The 25,650-nt window shown below is 57.0% G+C and carries 14 protein-coding genes and 1 pseudogene; 3 read left to right on the top strand and 12 right to left on the bottom strand.

The features are described from left to right. Positions 1-28: 28 nt before the first annotated feature. The 8 genes from H7F31_RS04060 to H7F31_RS04025 form a co-directional block, all read right to left on the bottom strand. Positions 29-904, bottom strand: coding sequence for a carbohydrate ABC transporter permease (locus H7F31_RS04060; protein WP_087571587.1), 876 nt, complete (start codon positions 902-904; stop codon positions 29-31). A gap of 12 nt (positions 905-916) precedes the next feature. After that, on the bottom strand, positions 917-1,774 hold the full coding sequence (locus H7F31_RS04055; RefSeq protein WP_261800294.1) for an ABC transporter permease: 858 nt from the start codon (positions 1,772-1,774) through the stop codon (positions 917-919). Positions 1,775-2,080: 306 nt separating this feature from the next. Beyond that, entirely contained in the window at positions 2,081-4,312 is a 2,232-nt protein-coding gene (locus tag H7F31_RS04050) for a helix-turn-helix domain-containing protein (RefSeq protein WP_187103133.1), read from the bottom strand. Between the two features lie 162 nt (positions 4,313-4,474). After that, entirely contained in the window at positions 4,475-5,704 is a 1,230-nt protein-coding gene (locus tag H7F31_RS04045; RefSeq protein WP_187103132.1) for a VWA domain-containing protein, read from the bottom strand. A 2-nt stretch (positions 5,705-5,706) separates the two neighbouring features. Beyond that, a complete protein-coding gene (locus H7F31_RS04040; RefSeq protein ID WP_187103131.1) occupies positions 5,707-8,217 on the bottom strand; it encodes a DUF5682 family protein in 2,511 nt (836 codons plus the stop codon). Beyond that, positions 8,214-9,305 carry an AAA family ATPase gene (locus H7F31_RS04035; protein ID WP_087571583.1) on the bottom strand — a complete coding sequence of 364 codons (1,092 nt, stop codon included), beginning with the start codon at positions 9,303-9,305 and terminating at the stop codon, positions 8,214-8,216. Before H7F31_RS04035 ends, H7F31_RS04040 begins: the two co-directional genes overlap by 4 nt. Next, positions 9,305-11,101, bottom strand: coding sequence for a HEAT repeat domain-containing protein (locus tag H7F31_RS04030; RefSeq protein ID WP_187103129.1), 1,797 nt, complete (start codon positions 11,099-11,101; stop codon positions 9,305-9,307). The genes H7F31_RS04035 and H7F31_RS04030 overlap by 1 nt, the downstream gene beginning before the upstream one ends. Before the next feature lie 14 nt (positions 11,102-11,115). Beyond that, positions 11,116-12,564, bottom strand: a complete 1,449-nt coding sequence (locus H7F31_RS04025; RefSeq protein ID WP_187103127.1) for an SWIM zinc finger family protein — start codon at positions 12,562-12,564, stop codon at positions 11,116-11,118. A 260-nt stretch (positions 12,565-12,824) separates the two neighbouring features. Between H7F31_RS04025 and H7F31_RS04020 the strand changes: the two genes are divergently transcribed. Beyond that, complete coding sequence (locus H7F31_RS04020) at positions 12,825-13,733, top strand: ATP-binding protein (RefSeq protein WP_187105200.1); 909 nt, start codon at positions 12,825-12,827, stop codon at positions 13,731-13,733. An 85-nt stretch (positions 13,734-13,818) separates the two neighbouring features. Further along, the gene (locus tag H7F31_RS04015) at positions 13,819-14,691 is read left to right on the top strand and encodes a tetratricopeptide repeat protein (protein WP_261800472.1); all 873 of its coding nucleotides are present in this window, start codon (positions 13,819-13,821) and stop codon (positions 14,689-14,691) included. A gap of 913 nt (positions 14,692-15,604) precedes the next feature. On the opposite strand, the gene H7F31_RS04010 is transcribed toward H7F31_RS04015, so the two are convergent. Next, a complete protein-coding gene (locus tag H7F31_RS04010; protein WP_187105199.1) occupies positions 15,605-15,796 on the bottom strand; it encodes an ester cyclase in 192 nt (63 codons plus the stop codon). A 54-nt stretch (positions 15,797-15,850) separates the two neighbouring features. Next, a complete protein-coding gene (locus H7F31_RS04005; RefSeq protein ID WP_187103123.1) occupies positions 15,851-16,609 on the bottom strand; it encodes an MBL fold metallo-hydrolase in 759 nt (252 codons plus the stop codon). Positions 16,610-16,755: 146 nt separating this feature from the next. Between H7F31_RS04005 and H7F31_RS04000 the strand changes: the two are divergent. Beyond that, a pseudogene (locus tag H7F31_RS04000) lies at positions 16,756-17,169 on the top strand (Lrp/AsnC family transcriptional regulator). 128 nt (positions 17,170-17,297) lie between these two features. On the opposite strand, the gene H7F31_RS03995 reads toward H7F31_RS04000, so the two are convergent. Further along, complete coding sequence (locus H7F31_RS03995; protein ID WP_261800470.1) at positions 17,298-23,879, bottom strand: S-layer homology domain-containing protein; 6,582 nt, start codon at positions 23,877-23,879, stop codon at positions 17,298-17,300. A gap of 30 nt (positions 23,880-23,909) precedes the next feature. Next, positions 23,910-25,565 (bottom strand): type 2 periplasmic-binding domain-containing protein, encoded by a 1,656-nt coding sequence (locus tag H7F31_RS03990; protein WP_315970550.1) that lies wholly within the window; start codon positions 25,563-25,565, stop codon positions 23,910-23,912. Positions 25,566-25,650: the final 85 nt, after the last annotated feature.

Raw genomic sequence — 25,650 nt, 5'->3', positions numbered from 1 at the left:
ATATACTATCCCCTTTTCTCGATTGTCGTTATCCTTTGACGGCGCCGATCATGACGCCTTTGACGAAGTGCTTCTGCAAGAACGGGTATACCGCCATCATTGGCAATACCATAACAATAATGGCCGCCGCGTTGACCATCTCCGGAGACAATACGATCTGCTCCGAGGAGCCGGAAGCGTTCATCTGCGAGAGCAGCATCTGACTCTGAATCAATTGTTGAACGAGAACCGCCAGATTGAATTTCCCCGAATCGTTAATGAACATCAATACGTTAAAGAAGGAATTCCAATAGCCGACTCCGTAGAACAGTCCCAGCGTCGCCAGCACCGGCGTGGACAGCGGCAGTACGATCTGCAGCAGATAACGCCATTCGCCGCAGCCGTCGATGCGGGATGCCTCGTCGACCTCGTTCGGTATATTCTCGATAAAGGTCCGCAGCACGAGCAGGTTAAAGACGCTTACGAGACCGGGCAGCCAGAGCGCCCAATACGTATTGATCAGCTCCAGGCTTCGGATAGTCAGGTAGGTGGGAATAAGTCCGCCTCCGAACAGCATCGTGAACACGATGCCAAACGTATACGTTCTTCGGCCGAAGAAGTACGACCGCGTCAGCGGGTATGCAGCCAGTATGGTAAAGACCATGCTGAACAGGACGCCGAATACCGTAATCCATATGCTGTTCATAAAGGACTTCATAATGGGAGTGCCTTCAAATAGCTGCTTATAGGCATCGAACGATAGGCCGACCGGATAGATCGTCACATGGCCGGAAGCTACCGCCTGCATGGAGCTGATGGACAAAGATGCGATATGCACGAGCGGAAGCAAGCATAGCAGGCCTGCAATCGACAGCACGATATACACCGCGATGGAATAAATGCGTTCACCTCTTGACGGTTTCATGTGTTCCTCCCGTTACCATAGTCCATTGCCATACCTTCTGGCGATGGCGTTGGCGATCAGGACAAGAATAAGGCTGACCATCGATTCGAATAACCCCATGGCAGCGGTCAAGCTGAATTGGGAGCCCATTAGTCCGATTTTGTAAATATAAGTGCTTATGACCTCCGATATATTGGATACGGTCGAATTCTGAAGCATATAAACCTGATCGAACCCAACCTCCATAACCCGTCCCATCGCCAGGATCAGCATCAACACGATCGTGATCCGCAGCCCCGGGAGCGTCACATGCCAGATCTGCTTCCATCTGGAGGCTCCATCCATGCTCGCCGCCTCATATAGGGTCGGGTCGATGCTCGAGAGAGCCGCAAGATAAATGATAGCGCTAAAGCCCGCTTCTTTCCAAATGCCGGAGCCGACGAAGATGGCCAGCCACGAGCCTTCCCGGTACAGAAACGGATACGTATGGCCGGTTACGCTCTCCCATATGCCGCTGACGAGGCCGTTTTGCTGGGAGAACACCGTCACCACGATGCCGCTGACAATAATCCAGGAGAAGAAGTGCGGCAAGTAGACGAGCGTCTGCACGATCCGCTTGAACCACATCCTGCGAACCTCGTTCAGCATGATAGCCAGCATGATGGGGAACGGGAACGAGACGAAGATGGACAAAAGGCTGATCACGAGCGTATTGCGGATAATCTGCAGCGTCGTCGGCGTACTGAACAGCAGCTTGAAGTTATCCAGTCCAACCCATGGGCTGTGCAAAATGCCGTCCGCGAAGTTGTACTTCTTGAAGGCAATGATCGCTCCGAACATGGGCACGTATTTGAAGATGATGAAGAACAAGATGATAGGCACGAACATCATATAGAGCGGGATGTTGCGTCTCCAAATCCGGTGAATAGGATCACCCCCCTGTCTTTGGCGAAGTTTCGGTCTTCGGTATCCTGCAGGAATTGTCCGAACACAACTCGACTATAGGGCAAGGGACGGACTTCGTTCAATTTCCAATTCTCCCGCGATTAACAATTAGGTAGAGCGGAGGCTTGCCGTTCTATGCAAAAAAGCCGTCCCTTCCTTGCGAAAGGACGGCCGGCCGCTTGGCTTCCACGCCGCCTAGGACGTCCGTGGATTAACATTTTTCCTCGATAAACATTTCGGTAAAGACTGTTGTTAAGGGGATTCTCCGGCATGCAGCTTTCGGTATTCGCCCGGCGTCGTCCCCTCGCTCTTTTTGAAGGTGCGGATAAACGAGATGACCTGGGTGTAGCCCACCTGTTCGCCGATGCTCTGCACGGGAAGATTGGTCGAAGTCAGCAGACGTTTTGCCTCCGTCATCCGCAGATTCATCACATAGTCCACGAACCGCTCTCCGGTGCTTGCCTTAAACAGCTTGCTGACCACTCGCGGGGCAAGTCCGAACATGTCGCTCAGATGATCCAGGGAGATGTCGGGGCTCGAATAATGATCCTGCAAATACGCAACGATCTGCTCCACGGGCGTGAACTGCGGCTGACGGTCCCGCCAGGATTGAAGCGACTCCACAAGGCGATGCAGCAGCTCGCTCATCCCGCTCTGAATATCGGCGATCAGTTCCTTGGCCAATATGGAGGACGGCGTGTACTGCCTGAGCGGCTCCACCCAGACCGCCACCAGTTCCTCGGGCATGTCGTTCATCTCTTTCTCCAGCGAAAAGAACATATAATTGACGACCTCGGCCGTCTGCTCCCGCGAGAGCCTGTCCCTCCTGATGTCGCCGAACAGCCGGTCCAACTGGTCGATCCACGTCGGATCCGCGCCGCGGACCAGCTTAATAATCCCCTTTGCCGTATGCAGATGCGCGTACAAGTCGCCTTGCACGTTCAGCTTCCAGTCGGAAGCGGCATAGATGCGGTTGTAGCCATGCAGCGCACGATATTGTCCGGCTTGCATCGCTTCCCGGTACGAGCCGCGTATATCGTCTACCTCGTTCGCGGTGGTGCCTATGTACAGCGACACCGTGAACTGGAGATTGGCGGCCACCCACTCCTTGAGCTGGTCGGCAATGTCCAGCATCCTCGCTTCGTTGTTCGGCTCCCCGAAGTAGACGATGGCGCACAGCTGATCCGCCTCCTTCCACTCCGACCATACTTCGACCCCGTGATTGCGGCAGATTTCCTCCAGCACGCCCTGCACGACGAATTTGAACAGGGTCTGATCGCGCTGGTTGTAGTCGCCGCTAAATTGCTCGCGATTGTCCAGTACGGTCACGAGAACGACGGTTGATGCGAAGGAATGCGGAATGCCAAGCTCGGCCGCCTCGCTCTCCCACTCCTCGTTCGTCAGCGGGAAACCGCCCCCGATCAGCTCGTTGAACCAGTATCTGCGGCGAATGATCAGATCGTCCTTATGCTTCGCTTCGTATTCGTTGGACTTCTCCATCAGATTGTCGAGCGCGGTGGAGATGAATTGAAATTCGTTATGCTTGTTGCCCTTTCCCAGTTGCAGACTTCGCCTCAGCGCATATCGATCGATGCGGATCATGATTTCTTCGATCGGCTTATAGTTGCGATGCGTGACATAGGTCAGCACGAGGATGCTTAGCAGAATCGTAATCAGCGCCGGCAGCGTCCAGCCGTCCAGGAAGACCGACATCAGCTTCTGCTCGGATTCCGGGATGCCGACGGAGAGGCTCCATCCGGTATAAGAGGAGCGGACCGTACTGATTCCCCACTCCGATTGCGGCGGCGTATGCTCTTGGAACATGGCAGAGCCGTCCGCATCGGCCAGGAGCAGATAGCCGGACGCATCCGTGTTGACCGTCAGCAAGGCGCGCTGAATCGAGGGCAGCTGCACGTTAACGACAACGTAGCCCTTAGGCACGGCAGACGTAATCGGCAGCGGCTTTACAAGCGAGAGCACGTCGGCAGACGGATCGGCCTGATAGAGCTGGTACGCTCTCGGCGATGACCAGCGCGCCGCTCCTCCGCTTTCGATCGCCGCTGTCAGGAACGCGTTATCGGCAAACGTATCCCCCAGCTTGAGCAAACCGTTATTGGAGATCACTTCGCTGCTCGACAGCTTGTGAATATATACATCGCCCGCCAGCGGGAACATCGTTCGAATGTCCGCCAGACGCTCCGTCAGCTCAAACATAGCGTAAGGAGGAATCGGGGCGGTGCCGTTCAAATATTCGGTTATCTTCTCATCCGTCAGCATCTGCTGCAGCACGAATTCCTCAATCGACTTCATGGACGAATCCAGCACGCTGACCACATGCGACGCAAAGAGGTCGTTCGTGTTCTGGATGCGCACCTTCGTCTCCGACGTCCATTTCACATAAAAGAAGAGAATGAGGACGAGCACAAGGAACAGCAGAATCGGCGAATAGGACAGCAGCATGCGGTAGAACCACTTCTTTTTCATACGGCCCCTCTTTCGAGTTCTGAGTTACAAGTAGATTCGACATCTGTTGTCGATTCCCTTCACTGTGACGGGGATCGCCGGCTCACAAAAAAACCTTCCTTGCCCAGCCGATGTCCGCATCGGTGGGCAAGCGAAGGTTTGGTTTCGCATCCTTGCTGCTCGTTATTTATTCCCGCCCGTCAGCTTCTCGGCCAGGGCAGGGAGATCATGGCCCTTAAGCGCTCCCTCCACAAGGGCGGGCAGCATGGAAGGCGTGCAGGCGAAGGAAGGAGTGCCGTCCTGGGCAAGCTTCTTCGCCACGTTCTCGTCGTAATACGGCTTGCCTTGATCCGACAAGGCCAGCAGGCAGATCGTGCGCACTCCCGCCTCGCGCATCTCGCGCATGCGGCGGATGAGTCCGGCCTGATTGCCGCCCTCGCACAAGTCGGAGATGAGGATGAATAGCGTCTTCTTAGGCTCCGTGACGAATTGCTCGCAATACTGCACCGATTTGTGAATGTCCGTGCCTCCGCCCAGTTGGATGCCGAACAGCATGTCGACGGGATCGTTGCCGCATTGCTCCGTCAGGTCGACGACCTCCGTATCGAAGGCAACCACCCGGGTGTCGAGCGCCGGCATGCTGGCAAAGATCGACCCGACGACGGATGCCCAGATGACGGAATCCGCCATGGACCCGCTCTGGTCGATATCGACGATAATCGTCCATTCCTTGCTGCGGCGGGCGCGGTCGAAGTAATAGAACTTCTCCGGAATGATCTGCTTCCGCTCCGCGCTGTAATGCTTCAGGTTGCGCTGGATGGTCCGCTTCCAGTCGATGCCGGACAACGAGGGCAGCGGGGAATGCTGCCGGCGGTTGAGCGCGCCCGTCACCGCCTGCCTGATCTCGGTCTCCATGCGTTTCTTCAGGTCGTCGACCACGGCTTGCACGAGCTGGCGCGCGGTATCCTTCGTCTTCTCGGGAATCTTCCCCCGCAGCGACATCAACGTGCCGACCAACCCGATGTCAGGCTTGACCGTCGCCAGCAGCTCCGGCTCGAACAGCAGCTGCTTCCAGCCTTTGCGCTCCATGGCGTCGTTCTGAATGATCGACACGACATCCTCGGGGAACAGGCTGCGGACGTCGCCCAGCCACTTCGCGAGACGCGGAGCGGACTTGCCGGAGCCCGCGCCGACGCCGCGCCCAGGGTTGCTCCCGCCGTTGCCCCCACCGCTCTCGCCGCTACCGCTCGTATCGTCATAGATCGCCGCCAGCGCTTCGTCCATGATTCTCTCGTCCTCCGAAAGCTCTAGCCCGCCAGCGTTTCCGCCGCTCTCGACGAGCTGCTTCTCGGCTTCCTTGCCGAGCACAAGGCGCCAACGCGACCACAGTTCTTGCTGGAGTTCAGCGCTCATAATCAGAAGTCCTCAAAGTCAAAATCATTCAGCTCCTCGATTTGCTTACTTTCCTTCTCGCTCAGCTCGGCTCCTAGCAGCTCGGCGGCCTGCTCCGGCTGGACGCCCCACAGCTCGCCGAGCACCTCGGCCACCATGACCTTCTCCCTCGCGGAGAACACGCTGAAGGCGCGTCGCAGAAACACGAGCGCTCTCGCGAACTGCTCCTTGTCGAGACCGGCCATATAGCCGTTCAATTGCTCCCATAAGCTCATCCGGGATACGAGCGCATAGCGGTTGCGCTGGGCCAGCCCCTCGAACCAGCCGGACCCGAGCTCCGCCGGCACGCCGGGCGACAAACGGCGGGACACCTCTTGCTCGCAATCCGCCGCGGACAGCACGCCCCGCTCCATGAGGATGGCGCAAGCGAAGCCCGACAGGCGCGGATTAAGGTCGTCCCGCGCCGACAGCTCCTCCAGCTGGCGCACCCACAGGGCCTCGTCTACGGCTTCGGCATGCTCTTGGGCAACGCCGTTCAAGCCGTTGATCGCCGCGACCATCTCCATGGCGGCCTCGTCGTTGCAGGCGCTCGCCTCCAGCAGGAACAGGCTGGACCGCAGAAACAGCTTCTCCAGCATGGGGATCAGCGGCGCCGTATCCATCCGTCTCACATCGCCGTACGAGATGATGACTGACAATTGCCGGACGGCCTCGGCCAGCTGCACAACGTCGCGGCTGTCCGCCGCCAGCCCTTCCAGCGCCGCCGTGCCCGCCTCCAGCTGCGAAGCCATGCCGCACAGGCAGGCCGTTCTGATCAAGGAGGAGGCTTCGGCAATGCTGGCGCAAGCGGCCAGCTTCTGCGCCAGCGTATAACCGGCCGCAACCTCGATCGTCTCGCCGAGCAGCGTCGCCTCCACGGTCTGGATCTCCGCTTCCGGCGTCCATTGCAGCACCCAATGCTCCGCCCAGTTGGCCCCCTGCTGGCTGCTGGGCATCTTCTTCGCCAGCGAGATGCCCAGCAGTTCCAGCCGGTGCAGCAGATAGGAACGGCGCAAATCCAGAAACGCGGCTTCCTCGGATTTGACGCGGCGATTCTCGCGCAGGTCAAGCGACAGATCCTGCGCCACCGCCGTCCGGTATTTCTCCAGCTTCAGCTGCTTCAGCAGGCGGTTCAGGTCGTCTTGCACCGGCGTCTGGCTGACGCCTTCGGCGAGCGACCCGATGCCGGTGCCGACGTCGAGTCCGGCCAGCGCTTCGGCCACGACGCCGAGATCGCCTCTGCCGAGCAGCGTCCGCGCCGCGTCGTGCAGGTCGAGCAGCGTCGGCTGCCCTCCGTCGTGCAGGGCGGCCAGCGACTCCGCCATCCGGACCGCCTCGATGACTTCGGCGGTAGAGCGGTGCGTGCCCGAATCACGCAATTTCCGAGCGATGGAGGACATATAGTAGTGAGGCAGCTCGGACAGCCGGTTATCCCCCATGCATTCCCACATCAGCTCATAGTACCCGGGCGCCTTGTTTCCCGCCCCGTAGCCGGACAGGGAAGACAGCCGGTAATAGGAATAAGGCATCATCGTACGCCGGGCGCCTACGGAAGGCAATCCGGCGATCTCCTCGTCGGTCATCGCCCCGTCCAGGTTCTCCAGCGCGGAAGCATGGTACGCGCCGCATACCACGACGATGCGTTCCGGCTCGTGTCCGTCCGCAATGGCGTCCGCGATGCGGCGTTTCATGTAGCTCTCCCGCACGGCATTGTACGCGAACTCGCTCGCGGCCCGTACCCGCTCCTCGCCGATGGACATCTCCCGCATGGATGCGGAGAACGCCAGTATCGCCTCGCGATAAGCCTGCGGCGATAAATTATGTTCGTAATGGCGCTCCCAATACGTATCGTAATCGGGTTCGCCCGCTATGGCGGCGATGCGATCATAGAGCGACTCGCGCTCTTCCGGCGGGGAAACATTCGAAGCAAGTTCGCCCGAACGTCCGCTCCCTGCCTCATCCGACGACCCGGGATCCATCTCCGCCAGAGGAGACGAATCCGGAGCTTCACTTCCGTCCGGCAATCCGCCGGCATCTCCCTCCCCGTCGCGCCCTCCGGCGCTCACCGGAGCTTGCTCCACCTTGCCGGAATCCGGCGTGCCATCCCCCGCCGCCGGAAATTCCGGACCGGATGTCGACGTCTTCCCCCTCCGCTCCTGCAACGCCAAGACGACACGCGACGGCAGATCGATGAAGGAGGCGTGCGCCCCGTGCTCCGCCGCCCAGCGCAGCGCCTCGTATTCCGGCGAGTAGGAAGCCAGCGGCCACATGACCGTCCGAACGGGCAGCTCCTCCGTGTAAGCGAGGATCGCGATCGGCGGTTTGGTCGCCTTGTGCACGATGTGACGCAGCTCGTCGGCGGCGTCGGACGGCCCTTCGATCAGGACGGCCGTCGGCCGTATCTCGTCCAGAAACCGCCGCAAGTGCCAAGCCCCTGCCGGAGAGAGATGCCGCACGCCGAATAGCCGCACGCCGGCCGCCGAAGCTCCGCTCATGAATTAAGCTCCTTGCACGCCGTATACAGTCCCCGCCACTCTTCGCCGCGCTTCTTCATGACGTTGTCGAGGTATTCCTTCCATACAAGTCTGTCCTTGTCGTCGTCCTTCACGACCGCGCCCTGGAGGCCGGCCGCCAGATCCGCGTCGCGCAGCTCCCCGTCGCCGAAGCTGGCCGCCAGCGCCATGCTGCCCGTAAGCAGCGAGATCGCTTCCGCGGTCGAGATCGCGCCGCCGGGCGACTTGATTTTCTCCTTCCGGTCCAGCGACATGCCGCTGCGCAGCTCCCGAAAGATCGTGACGACCTTGATAAGCGCCTCGTCCGCCGGCGCGGCCGCCCCGAGCTCGTATTGCGCGGCGATCTCGCCGACCCGCTTGCGCACGATCTCCACCTCCGTCTCCAGATCCGGCGGAGCAGGCAGCACGATAATATTGAAGCGGCGCTTCAAGGCGGCGGACATTTCGTTAACGCCGCGGTCCCTCGTATTCGCGGTCGCGATAATCGAGAAACCTTTGCGCGCGTTCATTTCCTTGCCCAGCTCCGCGACGGAGATCGTCTTCTCCGACAGGATGGAGATGAGCGCATCCTGCACCTCCGACGCGCAGCGCGAGATCTCCTCGAAGCGCGCGATGCCGCCCGCCTCCATCGCTCTCATGATGGGGCTCTGCACCAGCGCCTCCGGCGTCGGCCCGTTCGCGAGCAGCATCGCGTAGTTCCAGGAATAGCGCACCTGCTCCTCCGTCGTGCCGGCCGTTCCCTGGACGACGAGGCCGGAGTTGCCGTAGATGGCGGCCGTCAGATTTTCCGACAGCCAGGACTTGGCCGTTCCGGGCTCGCCGATCAATAGCAGCGCGCGATCGGTGACGAGCGTCGCGATCGCCATCTCCACCAGCCGCTTGTTGCCGATGTACTTCGGCGTAATGATTCGTCCGCCGGCCTCGCCGCCCGTAATGAACGTAAGCACGGACCGGGGAGACAGCTGCCAGCCAGCCGGCACCTTGCCGGTATCCGCCGCCTTCAAGGCGTCCAGCTCCTCCTTAAACAATCGTTCCGCCGGAAGGCGGAGCACATCCTGCAATGCTTCCATTATAATTGCACCTCGCTCATCGAATCGATAATATAGTCAAGCTGTTTGGCCGCGTCATAACGATAGCGATTCTTCAACGCGGCAAGCCGATCCCGGTAAGAGGCCGGGAGCAGGGTCAACTGACGGAACATCTCGTAATCGAACCTGTAAAGTCCGCGTTGCTTGCCCTCCAAGGCCGCGACGATGGCTTCGCGCCGTTCTTCTTCGCCTACGCCCGCCCGATTCAGCCCCTCCCATAACACAAGGAAGCTCTCTTCGCTCTCCGCCATCATTCCGGCGAATTTGTCCTTCAGATAGATCGTGGTCGCTTGATTTCCCGGCTCGGACAGCACCGCGGCCACCAGCGCGGCATCGCGCGAAATGGCCCACTCCAGCCAACGCCGGTCGAAGCGGTCCGCCAGCTCTTTTGGAGAAGAAATGCGCACTTCCCTGCCGTACTCCTCGCCAGAGCCCCATAATCTTGGATACATGCGGGAGGTCGAGCTGTACAACACGCGCTCCAGTTCTTGGACCAGCGTATCCTTGAACGCGCCTTTGATATACGCCGAATAGTGCTCATACACCTCAGCGGGCTTGCGCATGCGAAGCGACAGCCGGAAGGCGTACGACAAGTAGCTGGCATGGCTGCGCTCCAGCTTCAGAAGCAGCGCAAGCGCTCGATCGCCGCCCTGATTGCCCACATACCGGGCGGCATCATGCAGCATTCGCGTCCAGCCCAGACCATGGTAGAACGCTCCTTCCTCCAGCACCTCTTCGTAAAACGCGTTCAGCTCCGGAACGGACTTGCCCCTGAACGAGTCCAAATACGCCTCCAATCGGGTCCATATGCTCGGCAGCTTCACCTTCGCTTCGGCATGCTTCCGGGCCTCTTCCAGCTCCTTGCGCGCGTCGCTTACGAGCTGCGCCGTCAGCGGGCTGTGCTCCCGCCGCGACAGCACATCGGCCGCCAGATCGCGATCCTTGCCCGAGAACGCTTGGTACAGCCGCTCTTGGGCGCGTTCGGTCCCGCTCTCCGCAAGCGCGGCGTAAGCCGCGGCCCGAATCGTCTTCTTGCCATCGGCCGACCATTCCAACAGATCGCCTACGTAAGCGTCGCAGCCCGCCAAATAGCCTATCGCCGAGATACGCACCGGCTCCGAGCCTTCGGCGGCCGCTTGGCGGATGAAATCGTGCTCCGCCTCGCCGCCGACTTTCCCGATGACCTCCACCGCCCGCGCGTCGGAACGTCCTCCCGCGATATTCAACCAACCTTTCAGCAAAGGGATAATCTGCGGGCCGTAGTCGGGCAGCACATGGTCCTTTATGTAATCGGCAAGCTCGGCGTAAGGATCGTTAAGAGCCCCCATGGCCGGAATCAATAAGCGCAAGTCTTGGAATAATCCGTCCTTGTACGCCTGCGTAATGATCTCATAACGTCCGCCGCCCGTGCTTTCAAGCGCGTCCTGCACCTCGGTGAGCCTGCGGGAGGAGTAGGCCGTGGGCAGATCCATCGGCAGCGCGTCCAGCTCCCGCGTCTCGGAGGAGGGAGCCGTCTCCCCTTGCGTATGCAGCACGGAGCTCAGCAGCAGCGTAAGCTCCTGCAATTGGACGGCCGTTGGCCTTTCAATGTCCGGCGCGGTCTCGATAAGCGTCCCCACGCCTTCGCCCAGCCGCTTGAACACCGGCGCCCGCTCGCCAAGCTGAAGCAATTGCGGCACGAGCCGTTTTAGCCGGAAATCGCCGACAGCGAGATCGCTGCCCGCTATATAGAGTCGCGTGAGTTCTCCGTAGAGCTCGCGCAATAAGGTTGTGCTCATTGTAGGCGTGCCTCCTAATACCAGAGTCGAATGATTCCGGCGTCATGAATAATGGATAAAGGCTGGGCGATAAGCCGCCCGGATTCCGGCAGATGGGCGAACAGCAGCAACATGGCCGCCCCCTCCATCTTTTCCTTCGACAATAAACGCAGCAGTTCCGTTGTCCTCCGGCCATATTTGGGCACATCGCCCAACTGCAGCATGCCGCCCGAACGATCGGCGATGACGATCTCGCCATTTTCCGTCTCCCGCAAGCTCTCCACAGCTGCCAGAAGGACCGGCTGCTTGTTGCCAAGCGGGTTCTTCAGCTCGTTCTTGACGCGCTTTACCGCATCGGACAGCAGGGGCTCCGCCGTTTCGCGAGCCTTCGCGAGATGACTCTCCAAGGCCGGAGCCGACGTAACGCCGTCGAAGCGGACACGCCGATTGACAGTGCCGGGATAAACGTAAAGTTGCCCGACCGTCGCGACTTCGAAGAAGCTGTCCTCTTCCTTCATATGTTTAGCCGCTTTGTACGGCCTGTAGTTCATCGTCCGGTGGATCGCTCCGCTCTCTAGTTCCAGCCAGTATCCAGCGTCCACGAACTCTTGCCGCGCCGCATCGTCGTAGCTGATGAACGAGAGCTGGATGAGCTCGGTCCCCGTCTGGACAAGACCATGCTCCTGAAGCTCCGCGAGCTGCCAGGCATGCCCCAGCCACTCCTCGATGGCGGACTCCGCGTCCGGCTTCAAGTCGGGGTCGGCTTGCTTTGCCGCGAGATAAGGCCGTCCCTTGCGAATGAGCGCATGGATCAGCGCAAGCTGCTCCACGGCTTCGCCGAACGAAGCCTCCCGGCCTTCAGCTTCCTCCAGCAACAGGGCGAGCTTTCGCAGCTCCGTCTGCGCCCCCGGCAAATAGTGGTTGCCGAGCGCGGTGACCTGCTCGCGAATATGTTTGATTCCCTTCTTATCTACGGTGGCAAGTCCGCTTCGAATCAAAGCGTTCACCAGTTTCTCGAGCAGGTCCAGCCCTTCGAGCTGAGCCGCGATCTTCTTTGCCAGCGCCGACTTGTTCACCTTCCTCGGCTTGGCCGCTTCGCCGCTTGCTCCCTCCGCTTCGGCCTTGGCCTTCTGGACTTGGCGCTGCTCGGCCTTCTCTCGCTTGGCCTCCAGCTCCGCCGGCACTTCCGCTTCGGCGAACTCCCGGCCGCCGGTATAGGCGTACAACAGCCCTAATCCATGCTTGCACGGAAATTGCCTGCTAGGGCAATTGCAGCGGAATACCGGCTTATCGGCGACGACGAAGTCGGCCGAGCATTGATAACCCGAGCTGCCGCTCCCCGCGCAATCGCCGAACAACAGTACGCCGTCGGCGGAACGGCGCAGGTTCGACAGCTTGTTTTTTTTCACCAAATCGCGTCCGTTCTTGGCCGCAGCCAGATTGGGCGCCAGCGAATCTACGAATGCTTCCGTCAATGCAATCATCTCATGCGTCCTCCCTGGTCAAGTATGAATCAAAATCGAAATCTACTATATACGCCTAGACCTCATCTTATACCAAATTTTTGGCTGAACCAATGATGCTATATTCATAATTTTTTGATTATGACGGTTCGCGCGAAGCCATTCTCTGCGAAATTTGGTATGATAGAGCCAGAAGCTTACGCAGAGAGGGTGCATTCGACTTGTCCGATTACAATGATCAAGACGAGCTGGCCGCGCGCAGGCGCAATAAATTGAAATTGATGTCTTTCGATAGCGACGGCAAGAGCTTTGTGGAGTCCGAGAAACCCAAGGAGACGTTCGAAGACGTCGCCGGGCTCGAAGAGGTAAAGAAGAAGATCAGGCTAAACTTCATTCTCCCGCTCCAGCAGCCGGAGCTATTCAAGGCATACGGCCGCGAGGCGGGCGGCAGTCTGCTGCTGTTCGGTCCTCCGGGCTGCGGCAAGACCTTCCTCGCCCGGGCCGTCGCCGGGGAGATCGATGCCAGCTTCGTTCATATCGAGCTGCAAGCTATTTTGTCCATGTGGTCCGGCCAGAGCGAAAACAATCTGCATGATATATTCGAGAAGGCGCGCGAGAACAAGCCGTGCATCATCTTTATCGACGAGTTGGACGCGATGGGCGGCAGCCGCAACCAAATGCGTCAGCATCACGACCGGATGCTCGTTAACCAACTGCTGCTGGAGCTCGACGGCATTCGCGAGCAAAACGAGCAAGTTTTTGTCATTGGCGCGACAAATACCCCGTGGTATCTGGATTCCGCGCTGCGGCGCCCTGGGCGCTTCAACCATCTTGTTTTCGTTCCGCCGCCGGAGGAGACTGAGCGGGAGACGATTTTAAAGCTCAAGCTGGAGGGCAAGCCGGTCCATTCGCTGGAGCTCGCCCGCATTGCGCGCGAGACGAAACACTTCTCCGGCGCCGATCTGGAGCAGATCGTAAAGGATGCCGTGGAAGCCGCGATGGAGCGCATGTTGAACTCCGGCAACCTGGAGCCCATTACGCAGGATGATCTCAAGCGAGCCGCCAAGAGCCGCAAGGCGACCACGCTGGAGTGGTTCTCCACCGCAAAAAATTACGCGACGTTCAGCGACGCCAACCAAGACTACCGAATCGTGCTCGACTATATGAAGGCGACCGGGCTTAAACTCTAGACAGCTCTAGCTGCAGCTTTAGACAGCTCTAGACAGCTCTGGCTTTACGCCCGCGCGCCGCAAGGAAGGGATAGATGTGTCCTCCATGACCAACGCCGAAGCCATTGACGTCAGGTATAGCAGAATCAGCCATCTAATTGGCTTGAAGAGATACAAGGAAGCAACGGAGGAAGCGGAGGCTCTGCTGAGGGACGAACCCGAGGACGACCAAGCGTATGCCTTGCTCGCGCTTATTCATGTTCATACGGAGCAATACGATGCCGCCCTGCATTGGTCCAGCGAATCGCTAAAGCGCGATCCCGAGAACAGGCTCGCCTGGCTGGTCCGCACAAACGCTTATCATGACAGCGAGAAGCTCGACAAAGCGCTGGACGCCGCCACCGAAGGCATGCGCGTGGACCCTTACGAGCCTCATTATTATTTTATCCGGGCAAATATTTACTTGAAGCGAGGCAGGTACGCGGAGGCCAAGTCGTACATCGAGACCGCGCTGGACATCCGGCCGAACAATGCGGCTTACATGGCCAGCCTCTCCTATGCCGAGGCGCTCCTCGGCAACCACGCGGCTTCCCGCCAGCATGCTAGAGAAGCGCTCAATCTGAGCGTTGAATCGGATACGACCTTCCTCATTCTTGCCTGGTCCGCAGAGCAGCGCGGCGACTACGAGGAGAACCTGAACATGCTGAAGGAAGCCATCCGGCTGGATCCCAATGACAAGCAGATCCGGGAAGCTTACATGGAAGGTCTGCAGAAGAGCTACAAAATGTACCGCATTCTGCTCGCCCCGTTCACGCTGTTCAAGCGGATGAAGCCTTGGCAGGTGCTGGTCATTTGGCTTGGGGCCGCCATTATCTTCCGTCCGTTGCTCCTCATCTTCATTATCGTCTACGTGCTGACCCACTGGCTCACCAAGCTGCTCGTCCACGTCAAGCTGTTCGGCTGGTCGTTTAAGAAGTAGCTCCGTTCAACGGATTCGAATTGCCCTTACTGATGCTCCTCCATCACCATTTTTGCGAGAGTTCGTAACGGACATGAATGACGTTATTCATCCGTTTTGCAAGGTTTCTAAATTGTAACGGACACAGGCGACCTTATTCGCAACATTCGGGCCCTATTTTGCTTCATTCAGCCCAATAACGTCATACTTGTCCGTTACAATCCGTGTTCTCCAAAAATGGCGCAATTAGTGTCACTGATGTCTGTTAGAGGGATAGGTCAGGCGCATCCTTGCCCAAGCATGAGAAAAACGCCTGTCGGCGATCTTGTTTGCCTCGTACGAAGTCCACGCCCGACTGCCGAAATTGCAATGGACACCAGCGACCCTAAAGCGAGAAATCGAACAAATTGAAATTCTAACGAACATCAGCGACTCTTACAGCTTCAAATCAGAGGCATCCTACCCCATTTGAGCTTCTAAGAGTCGCGTATGTCCGTTACAATCGCGGCTAACGAAAAACAGGCAGCTAAGGTTCTAGAGTGTCCGTTACATTTCCGCCCTCGCCAGCACACCTCTCCGTTTTGCAGCTCACCGGGCGTTTTTGACATTCAATCGCCGCTTTCAAGAGGGATGGATACTTATAAACTCTATAATAATGAGAAAACCTCTATCGAAGCCTTTCAAAGTTGATCGACCTCCAGCTTTGCAAAGCAAAGCAAGCCGCTTCGGAAGCATACTTGCAGGTTTTATCGCCGATAAGTAAAATGTTGGACTGAAAAATAAAGTATTAGACTTGAAAAATAAAGTTGTAGACTGAGAAAATTAAATATTAGACTGGCAACGCCCCATTAACTAACGGGCAGTTTACGTTAATAACATTTCACAACAAAAAACTGCCAGAGCAGCCCGGCAGCTTTTGTTTTTTTCAATTTTACTACTGCGCACCAAGTTGCCACAGAATATCATGAACATCAACATGCGATCTTTTCTCGATGATTTTGCCCTTTTCAATACGCAGCATCATCATTAAAGAGAATCTAACTTTTTTGCCTGTTGCGGGTACGGAGAAGAACGGAATGCCTGTATGTTCACCTTCAAAAATGAAATATACGGCTACGAACCTCAGCTTGCATCGTAATGTCTCCTATCCTTACGAACTTAAAGAATTTTGCTTTAATTTCTAGAATGTATAGGACTCTCCGTCATTCGGCACCAGTACATTGGTGGAGATTCCCTTTTCAGTAAGGAAGCTTTTAAGTTCCTCTCTCGATAAGGTCCAGTGGTTCACGGCTTCCATATGGACTGAGATGATTTTGGAATTTGGAGCTGCTTGGTAAACCTCATAGATATCATCTTTACCCATTACTAAAGAACCGCCCTGCAGGAATTGATTATCCCCGCCGTTTACGACAATGATCTCTGGCTTGTGAGAGTCAATCGTTTCTTGAACGGCTTCATACCATACCGTATCTCCAGAGACATAGAAAGTTTTCTCATCGGCGTGTTTAAAGATAACGCCGCAAACATTGCCCGCTAGTTTTAAAATTCCCCCCCGGCCGTGCTCACCTTTTGTTTTGATGAGCTGAATCTCTTCAAAACGTGAATTTTCGCTAAGGATTTCTATATTCTGAAAACCAGCATTGCGAATTTCCTCAGCGTCTTCTTCATTTTGTACGAACATTGGAATGCCTTTTGGTAATACTTCTTTGGCCTTTTCATCAAAATGATCTAAGTGGAGATGGGTTACAACAACAGCATCTACATTTATAATGTTTTCAAGGGGAATGGGTAAGCTAACCAATGGATTATTTTGGTCTTGCCTTAATGAGTTAGGGAATGCCGGATAAACACCCTTATCGCCCAAGAATGGATCAACTAAGAATTTCTTGCCCGCAAATTCAACAACCAAAGTTGCATTTCTAATCAATGTCACTTTCATTTTTATATCTCCTTTGCTTTGTTATGTGATTATTTTAGATGATGCTCGTGTTGAACGACATAGCTTAAATCAAGTCATTTGGCTTTTTGACTTGAATATTGAAAAACGTTTTTTATTCTGTAGTGTGGTATTCCCAAAGGAGGATTATAATGGATCAAACGGACTCGCATATCTTAGCCTAATTATCAAAAAATAGTCGAATCACAATGAAGCAATTAGGTGGAAAAGTACATTTGACAGGACAAGCAGCGGCAAGTCGTGTTGCGAAACTAGAGGATACTGGTGTTATTGAGGGATACTCGATTAAAATTAATCAATCAAAATTAGGATGCTTTATGCACGCCTTTATTACGATTTCTACTAACACTCATAATCATCAGCCTTTGCTCGCCTATATTAAAACGCAGGAGCACTACATAATAAATAATTACAAAATCAGTGGGGATGGATGTTATCTTCTTGAGTGCAGATTCCCTTCGAACGAGCATATAGATCAATTTCTTGTTGGCTTAAGCGAACATGCAAACTACAAATTATCAATTGTTATAAAGAAAGAATGAGGATTTTGATTACGCTATCGGAGAACGTTAGTTCAATGATACAGCGACAGTCTAGGACTTTATTGTTCAAAAAAAGGGATGGTCCCCGCCGCCGCCAACCGCTCGGTCATGGGAACCATCCCTCTGTGTTATTGAATCGCCAGCGTAATCATCTTGGCGATCTCGGCGCGCGTCACGTCCGCATGCGGATCGAAACGTCCATCGCCTTTGCCGCCTACGATACCCAGCGCTTGCACGGCTTCGATCGCTTCGCGCGCCCACGGGGACGCCGCCGCGATGTCCGCGAATGCCACTTCGTCGCCAGTTGTCGCTTCATCCTTGTTCAGATAAGCGAACAGTCTCATGAGCACAACCGCGGCTTCCTCCCGGGTAATCGTCTCCTCCGGGCGGAATCGGCCGTTGTAGCCCGTTACCAGTCCCAGCTCCTGCGCTTTGTCCACGTATGCCGCATAATACTTGCCTGATGCGACATCCTGGAATTCGGATTGTCCGGCCTCAAGGCCCAGGAATCCGAGCGCCTTTACCGCGATAACCGCGAAGTCCGCGCGCGTCACGTCGCGGTCGGGAGCGTATCTCGTGCCGTCAATGCCCGTAATGGCATGCTTCGCGGCCAGCTTGCCGACGTAGTCCTTCGCCCAATGGCCGTTCATGTCGGCGAACGTCTTGCGATATTCCATCACCGCGTAACTCGAGAAGTGTTTCGTCCGGAAGGTTACGGTGTTCCCCTTGAACGAACCGCCTATATAGTCGGCTCCGCCCGAGCCATCCAGATAATAGACGCCAGCGTAGTCAGCATCCATAGCCTTCGTCTCTTCGGACGTCAGCGTACGCGTTACGATGACCTCCTTGCCGAACGACGAGATCGGCGTTTCCTTGCCGTCCGATCCCACGTAAACCATGGTCAGATCGTAAACGAAGCCCGTTCCGCGCAGCGCCTTGTCATCCTTAATGGCATCGGCGACGGCATCTTCCGTCAGCTTAGTCTCGCCAATATCGACGCGCAGGCGTACAAAACCATTGCCTTCTCCCGCCTGCCGAGGAATCGCCCCTGCCGGATATTCGACCGTTACGCGAGGCGTAACGACGCGAATCGTCTTGCCGCTTTCTAGCAAGGCTTCGATCGCCGCGGCAGACAACTCCAATACAAGCTGTTCCTCCGACGAATTCTCCGCCCGCAGCTGGATATCGACATATTTCTCTGCCGCGCTCTTAATCGCTTCGTTCACTTGCGTTTCGTTCACCTTAAAGACGGGGCTTCCGTCCGAAGCCTTGCCCGGCTTGACGGTAATGACGCCGTCCTTCACGTCCGCGCTTCCTTCATTGCCGCCGCTTGGAGGAGGCGTGCCAGTGCCCGGATCCGTTCCCGGCTGCTCCGGAGCTTTGCCCGTGTAGAAGCGCCAGATGTCGGAGCGAGTACGGCCCTCGTAATCGTCTTCCGCTATGGCATACCATTCGTAGCTTGCGTCATGAGCCAAGCTGCCCCATGTCACCGACGCATTTTTGCCGCTCTCCGTTGCTTGAGTATCGCCAATCTTCTGATCCGTGTACACGCGAACGCCGAAGTAATCCGTCGCGACGCGCTTTGTCTCCGCGTCCAGATTGAGATCAAGCGAGAACTCGTCTTTTCTCGGGTACTCTGCGGGATCGTAGAAGTTGTAATCGTTCAACGTCGGCGAATACGTCTTGATATGCAGCTTGTCGTTCGCCATGTCGAACTGCATCAGCCTCATGTAGCCCTGGCCGCCGTCCGGACCGCCTTGATAATCGGCGAGCATTTGATACACTTTGCGATCTGCCTTGCCGTCGCCGTCATCATCCACTTCGTCCGTCTTAAGCTCGGCATCGTGATAGTGGCCGGACAACGTGGCGAACACGTTCGGGTTCGGCAGCGCGACCTCCTCGTACACTTTGTCCGCGATCGGAGCGCGGTTGCCTGATACGAGCAGGTATTCGTGCATCGCCAGAATCGCTTTGTGATTGGGATGAGCCTTCACGACCTGGTTCATCCATTCGATCTCTTCGTCGGCGAGGCCCCAGCCCATGTAGACGATAATAAAATCGTTGCCCCCGGCGGAGATGAGATCGTAGTGGCCCATATTATTTTTGTAAGAACCGCCGAAGGTCGGCTGGTTCACGAAACGGTCTTCGCCGAACCACTTCCAGTACTCGTCGTACGTGCCCTTCTGGTGGTCGACGTCATGATTGCCCGCCAGTACACCATAAGGCACTCCCGCATCGTCAAGCACCTTCATATTCGTGTCGGCTTCAATCCATTGATATTCCTGATCGGCTTCGTCGACGATATCGCCGGTGTGAATAACATAGCGAATCTTCTGTTCGTCCAGGTTGTCGACGATCCACTTTACGTTGTCGCGATAGTACTTGTGGTATTCCTTTACTTCCGAATAATACTGCGTATCGGACATCCAGACGAACGAGAAGTCGTACGGGTCGTTCGATACAGGCAGCTCGTCCTGTACCATAAGCGCGATACGGTCCGGATCGCCGGAACCCTCGGCAGCCCGTTGACGATAAACGCCGGCCGCTACCTCCGCGCCAAGCTCGAAGTCTTCATTGCCCGCGATGACGGAATCCAGCATCATCCACTTCGCATCCGCCGAACTCCATGCGTATAAGCTAACCTTGCGTCCTTCGAGCGACTTGCCCTTCCAGCGAATGTCCACAAGATCGCCGTCCTTCACCGAGGCGTCCAGCGTTATCTCGAAGCGCTGGTACGGGAATTGCTCCGTCGCGTCGTCGACGAGGTACTTGCCGTCCTCGCTTTCGATCGCCTCGTAATCATCCGCCGTGAACGCCTTCTCGCCGCCCGGCACTTCCCGCTTCGGCGGCTCCGTATCGGACGCGCCGCGGTACCCTTGGAAGCCGGCCGACGCATTGGCGTCATAGTTGAAGCCGCGGAAGAACATGACGCGCATGAGATCGTCCAGCGGATCCTTCGCCTTGACGGTCAGCGTCGCCGCATTTCCGATATCGCCCGCATTGTGGAGCGGCGCGACAACCTCCGGCGCGTTCGGATTCTCGTCCGGCACTTCGAAGGTTACGGTAGACGAAGCCTCGTTGCCTGCTTTGTCGACAGCCTTCACGACAAAAGCATGAGCGCCTGGAGTCAACGCCGCCGAGGAGGTGGCGTAAGGAAGCGCGACGGACGTTCCGTCCAATGTAGCCGTCGTTGCTTCCAGACCCGCGATAGCATCCGTCACCAAGGCATCCAGATCGAATGCGCCGCGATACGTCTTGCCTTCCTCTACGGATGGCACAATGGACGGAGCTGTATTATCCACCTTCACGTTGCGCGTCAAAGTAGCATAATCGGGATGGCTCAGCGTCAGTACGTGATCGCCGTCCTCGATGCCCGCCGTCTGCCACACGTATGCCTTGGAAGCCAGCTTCTCGGCCTCAAGCGCGAACGTGAAGTCAAGGAATTCGTGCTTGCCCGCGCTGTCCCCCATCTTAAGCGATTGTTGCGGATTGCTGAACTTCGGATCGTACAGCTCCGTTCCGTCCGCCAGCACGAGACGAATATTCCGGATCTCGAAGTCGTCCTTGTTCTCTTCCGGACGATCGTCGAACGGTCCCGACTTGGAGCCGGCGTAGATCGAGAGCACGTTGCCCCCTTCCTTCAGGGAGTCCGCCGAGATCGGCACGGTCAGCGTCGACCAGCTGTCGATGGGATCCAGGAACGTATGAATAATTTCCCCGTCCGCCACGACCGCGTTTTTGAAATAATAATTGACGCCCTGCGTCTCGAAAGCGAAGTATGCTCCGCTCTCCAGAGCGGCATACGTGCCGCCGGACAACTCGTTGCCGTCGACGGACATTGTCAGTTCGTTCCACGGCACGTCCTTGCCCGTTCCCCGCAGGATGAGATCCCCGGAGACGACCTCGTTCTCCTTCAGGTTAAGACGCAGATCGGACAGCTCGGGACCTCCCGTTACGTCGACCCGCTTCGTGGCCGTCTTGACGGTATTCGTGCCGTCGGATACCTCGAAGTAATAGTCAATGTAATCGCGGCCGATCAGCTCGGGGCTGAACAAAGTCTGGCGATACAACGAATCGTTGTAGCTCCGCTTTAGATAACGTTTTGTATAATCTTCCTTGCGATTGTCCTTGTAAAACAGCGCCACCGTCTTGACGATGCGATCGTCCTTCGCGTCCGCGACGAGGTCGATGTTGCTCGACTGGTCGATCGTCTCGACTGCCGTCAAATCGGCAACCGTTGGATTAACGTTGTCCGCAGGCACCCGCACAGGAATCGCCGGAATCTGCTCCGGCGCAACCTTGCCCGGCGTAGCGGATTCGAGACCCGCGCTGTATTTGATCATCGTGCTCGTGCCGTCCTGCGGGTATTTGTAGAAAATACCCATGTTCGCCTTCGTCTCTTCGTCGTTGTCGTAATACGCGGACGAAACTTCGATGCCGCTGTTCGTCGCGATCACGATGCCGCGCTTGCCGCCGTTGGCCATGCCGTCGCTGTACATCCGGAAGAGATTGACGCCTTCCGTCAATCCGGCGTTGCCGTAGTTGGCGTTGAAAGCGGCTGCCGTCGAAGCGCCGTTGTAGGCGTTGATGACCCAGAAAACAACCGTCTCGCCTGCCGGAATCACGACATCCTCCTTATCCGTCGGCCAGATGACGTCGGCGGAAGGACCGGAGTCCGTATACCGGTAATTCATGCGGTAATCCTTAAGGTTCACGGGATCGTCCGTGTTGTTGTACACTTCGACAAACTCGTAACCGTCGCCGCTCCCCACGTTCGTCGAATCCGGCACAATCTCCGTAATCAGCAGCTCGGGCGCCGATTGCGGATCGAAGTCGCCGAGCTCCACCTTAACCTCGGCCTCTTCGGACGTCGTCCGGCCAAGGCCGTCCGCCGCTTCGATGTAATAATAGACCGCGTCCTCGACGAGTACCGAAGAAGGAATAAGTCCCTTGTACTCGCCGCCCGAAGGATTCATGGGCACGCTGGCGTAGGCGGATTGCGACTTCGTCCGGTAGAATACTTTGGCCTGAGGCGCCTCGGAACCATCGGGATCCGTAACGTCGGCCGTGATTTCCAGGCCGCCGGCTACGAATGCATGCGAAATATTCGCGATAACCGGCGTCTCGTTCTCCGAGCCGTCCGGCAGGTGAACCGGCACCGCCGGCGTTTGCTCGGCCGCTACCGTTCCCGGCGTTGCGGCAATCGTGCCGGGATTCGTCAGCATGCGCATGTTTGCCGACCCGTCAAGCGGGTACGAGTAGAAGATGCCCATGTTTTTCTTGGTTTGATCGTCATTCTGATAAGAAGCGATCACGATATCTTGTCCCAGCAGGTTCTTGACGATCAGGTCGCGGGCCGAGCCGTTGGCCATGCCGTCCACGGCTTCCGTCCGGAACAGATTCACGCCTTCTTCCAGCACCGTGCCATAATTGGCGTTGAAATCCGCCGCCGTCTTGGCGGTCTCGTTGGCGGGATTCGTAATCCAGAGCACGATGGATTCCCCTTGCGGGATCACGACTTTGCCCTTCTCCGCCAGCGGCCATGCCACATCCCCGGCCGGCCCCTTGTCGGGATAACGGTAGAAGAGGCCGTAGTTGGCGAAGTCGAGCTCTCTATCCGTATTGTTGTATACTTCTACGAATTCATAAGCGTCGCTGCTCACCGTCGAGCTTACGTTCTCGCTGTCCGGCACCAGCTCCGTAATCAAGACGGGCGGCACTTTGCCATAGTCAAAATCGTCCGTCTCCACGGCCACGTCGTAAGTGCGGGTCGTCGAGCTCGCTGTGCCGTCGGTTACCTCGATGTAGTATTGAAGCAATGGCGAAGTCAGCGCGGACTTCGGAATCGACGCGGCGAAAACGCCGTTATCCGCGACCATGTCGAGCTTCGTAAAGACGCCCTCCGAGCCGTTCCGATAGTAGACGCTTGCCGCGATCGCCGCCGATTCGGGATCCTCGACGGTCGCCGTAATGAGCAGATCGGATTCGTGCGTCGCTTCCGTAACCGGCGCATGGCGGATAACCGGCGGCAGATTGGGGGTCTGACCGTTGTCCGGTACCTGATCCGTCGTTACGGAGCCCGGCGTAGCAGCCAACGTTCCCGGGCCATCCATCATGACCATAGCCGTGCTTCCATCTTTGGGATACGTATAAAAAATGCCCTTGTTCGGCTTTGTCTGATCATCGTCCTGATAGGATGCCGACGATACGACATTGCCTTCTCCGTCTTTGATGATCAAGTCGCGCGGATCTTTGTTGCTCATGCCGCCTCCGCCATTGACGCGGAACAACGATACGCCTTCCGTCAATTGTACGCCGTACGCGCCGTTGAAGTTGACCACGGGCTCCTCCGTGTTTTCCGCGTTCATGACCCAGAGCACGATCGTGCCGTACGCCGGGATGCTCGTCGCCGTGTCCGGCAAGGTAAGCGGCCATGGCGTCGTTTTTTCCCCTTTGTCGTCGATGTAATGATAGATTAGCGAGTAATCCCGGAAGTCGACCGGGGTGCCGCTGTTATTGTAGACCTCGATAAATTCGTAGCCGTCCGTAGAGACTCCGGGCAGATTCGTCGTATCCGGCACGAGCTCCGTAATCATCAGCTTGGGCGCATCCGGCGCCGCGCTTGCCGGCGCAGGAGCCGGAACGGCACCGAGCAGCAGCGTCGCCGCCGTCGCTCCCGACAGCCATTTTTTCCAATGTCTCGCGTTCATTGCTTTCACGATCTTACACGCTCCCAATCGTTATCGTAATGTAGCTTCATATCTCTCGTAGGCTTGTTCGTAAATATTCATGTATTGATCCAGCCCCATCGCTTCCAGCCTCGACACGTAGGTGTCCCACTCGCTCAATGGCAGGGTGCCGTTTACGAATTCGCGCTCCGCCTCGTTCGCATATCGCTCGATGTCCCGTCCCGCCGTAGACATCCAGAGCGACTCCTCTTCGGTAAAGTTGAATCGGCCCCATACCTCGCTTGGAATGTACGGTCTCGCCTTTTCCGCCGACGCCATCGCTTCCGGTCTCGTCTCCGATCCTTGAAAGTACGCTTCCCGTACAAAGCCGGGATAGCTGCCTCCCATCCAGGTGACGTAAGGAATCAGCGCCTGATCCAGCGTCAAGCCGCCTTCCGCCTGCGCAATGCTCTCCTTGAATACAAGCGAGCCATCCGGCTTTTTGTCGTAGGTGCGTCCTTCTTCGCCCATAAAAAACAAGGTCGCTCCCTCTTCTCCGAAGAAATAATCCATCCATCGGATCGTCTCCTCGGGGTAGGGGTTGGACTTCGTGACGGCAAAGGCTCCCGTATGAATAAGCGGCGGCTTGATATGCGAATACAGCCGATCGCCGCGGGGGCCTTGCAGCGCTCCCAGCCCGATAAATTCATCCCGGCCCATCACCGTCGCCGGATTCGGCACGACGGCCGCTCCCAGCAGGCCGGCTTGTCCCAGCGCGTTCAGCGCCGTCTCCTTCAAGGAGAAGATGTCGCGTGCGAGCAGTCCTTCCTCCTTCAGGCCGTTCGCGAAGGCCAGCAGCTCCCGGTAGGCGGGATCCGCCTTTAGGAAACGAAGCTCTCCCGTCTCCTTGTCCACGTCGACGAACCGATGCGCGATGCCGCGATTGCCAAGGCCGAATGCTCCCTTAAGCTGATCCAGCAGGGGCGTAATGCCAACGCTGGCTACAGGGATCTCGTCCTGCACGCCATTGCCGTTCAGGTCGGTGTCCCTCACTGCCCGCAAATAGGCCAGCAGCTCGTCCGTCGTGACGGGCTCTTGCATGCCAAGCCGCTCCAGCCATTTCCCGTTTACCCAAAACGGCATGCCGACCAGCATGGTCAGAAATTCGGGGTCGTAAAAGGACGGGAAGGAATAGATGTGCCCGTCCGGCATGGTCAATCCTTGCCTGAGCTCCGGATAACGCTCCAGCAGGGCATAAAAGTTCGGGGCATGATCGGCCAAATAATCGTCAAGCGGGATAAGCACGCCCTTCCTGCCGTACATATAGAGCTCGGCGGAAGACAATCTCGCCGAATAGAACGCATCCGGCAATTCTTCCCCCGCCAGCGCCAGTGCCCGCTGGTTGGCCAATACCTCGAAGGGAATCAGCCGGAAGTCGATGTCCATATTCGAACGCTCCGCCATCTTTTTCCATACCAGCTTATCCTCGTACGGACCGATATTATTCGGCGACTGGCCGGTGAAAAACGTCAGCGCGATTCGATCGCGGGCAATCGGCATTCCTTCCACCGCCTCCCTTGCCTCATCGGCTTGCTGCTCCTCGCCCCGCTGTCCTCCGGCTTGTTGCTCCCTAACGCTGCAGCCTGACAGCAAGACCAGGACGGCAGCCATAATAAGAAGAATGGCATGGATGGCCGGATTCCGCCTTCCGTGTCGCTTGTCGTTCACCGCTTCAATCATCCCTTCTCGTATTGGCGCCGTTGCTTGTCCGTTTGAGGCGCAGATTTATGATATAACGCGGCTTATTGTCGCG

Source organism: Paenibacillus sp. PAMC21692, from assembly GCF_014303795.1.
GTDB classification, from domain to species: Bacteria; Bacillota; Bacilli; order Paenibacillales; family Paenibacillaceae; genus Pristimantibacillus; species Pristimantibacillus agaridevorans.
The sequence above is the reverse complement of the archived record's forward strand: the minus strand, read 5'-3'. Positions and strand labels throughout refer to the sequence as shown.

Excerpts from the sequence above, each read along its gene's own strand:
- H7F31_RS04060 (WP_087571587.1), bottom strand. The coding sequence starts at position 904 with ATGAAACCGTCAAGAGGTGAACGCATTTATTCCATCGCGGTGTATATC.
- H7F31_RS04055 (WP_261800294.1), bottom strand. The coding sequence starts at position 1,774 with ATGATGTTCGTGCCTATCATCTTGTTCTTCATCATCTTCAAATACGTG.
- H7F31_RS04050 (WP_187103133.1), bottom strand. The coding sequence starts at position 4,312 with ATGAAAAAGAAGTGGTTCTACCGCATGCTGCTGTCCTATTCGCCGATT.
- H7F31_RS04045 (WP_187103132.1), bottom strand. The coding sequence starts at position 5,704 with ATGAGCGCTGAACTCCAGCAAGAACTGTGGTCGCGTTGGCGCCTTGTG.
- H7F31_RS04040 (WP_187103131.1), bottom strand. The coding sequence starts at position 8,217 with ATGAGCGGAGCTTCGGCGGCCGGCGTGCGGCTATTCGGCGTGCGGCAT.
- H7F31_RS04035 (WP_087571583.1), bottom strand. The coding sequence starts at position 9,305 with ATGGAAGCATTGCAGGATGTGCTCCGCCTTCCGGCGGAACGATTGTTT.
- H7F31_RS04030 (WP_187103129.1), bottom strand. The coding sequence starts at position 11,101 with ATGAGCACAACCTTATTGCGCGAGCTCTACGGAGAACTCACGCGACTC.
- H7F31_RS04025 (WP_187103127.1), bottom strand. The coding sequence starts at position 12,564 with ATGATTGCATTGACGGAAGCATTCGTAGATTCGCTGGCGCCCAATCTG.
- H7F31_RS04020 (WP_187105200.1), top strand. The coding sequence starts at position 12,825 with ATGTCTTTCGATAGCGACGGCAAGAGCTTTGTGGAGTCCGAGAAACCC.
- H7F31_RS04015 (WP_261800472.1), top strand. The coding sequence starts at position 13,819 with ATGACCAACGCCGAAGCCATTGACGTCAGGTATAGCAGAATCAGCCAT.
- H7F31_RS04005 (WP_187103123.1), bottom strand. The coding sequence starts at position 16,609 with ATGAAAGTGACATTGATTAGAAATGCAACTTTGGTTGTTGAATTTGCG.
- H7F31_RS03995 (WP_261800470.1), bottom strand. The coding sequence starts at position 23,879 with ATGAACGCGAGACATTGGAAAAAATGGCTGTCGGGAGCGACGGCGGCG.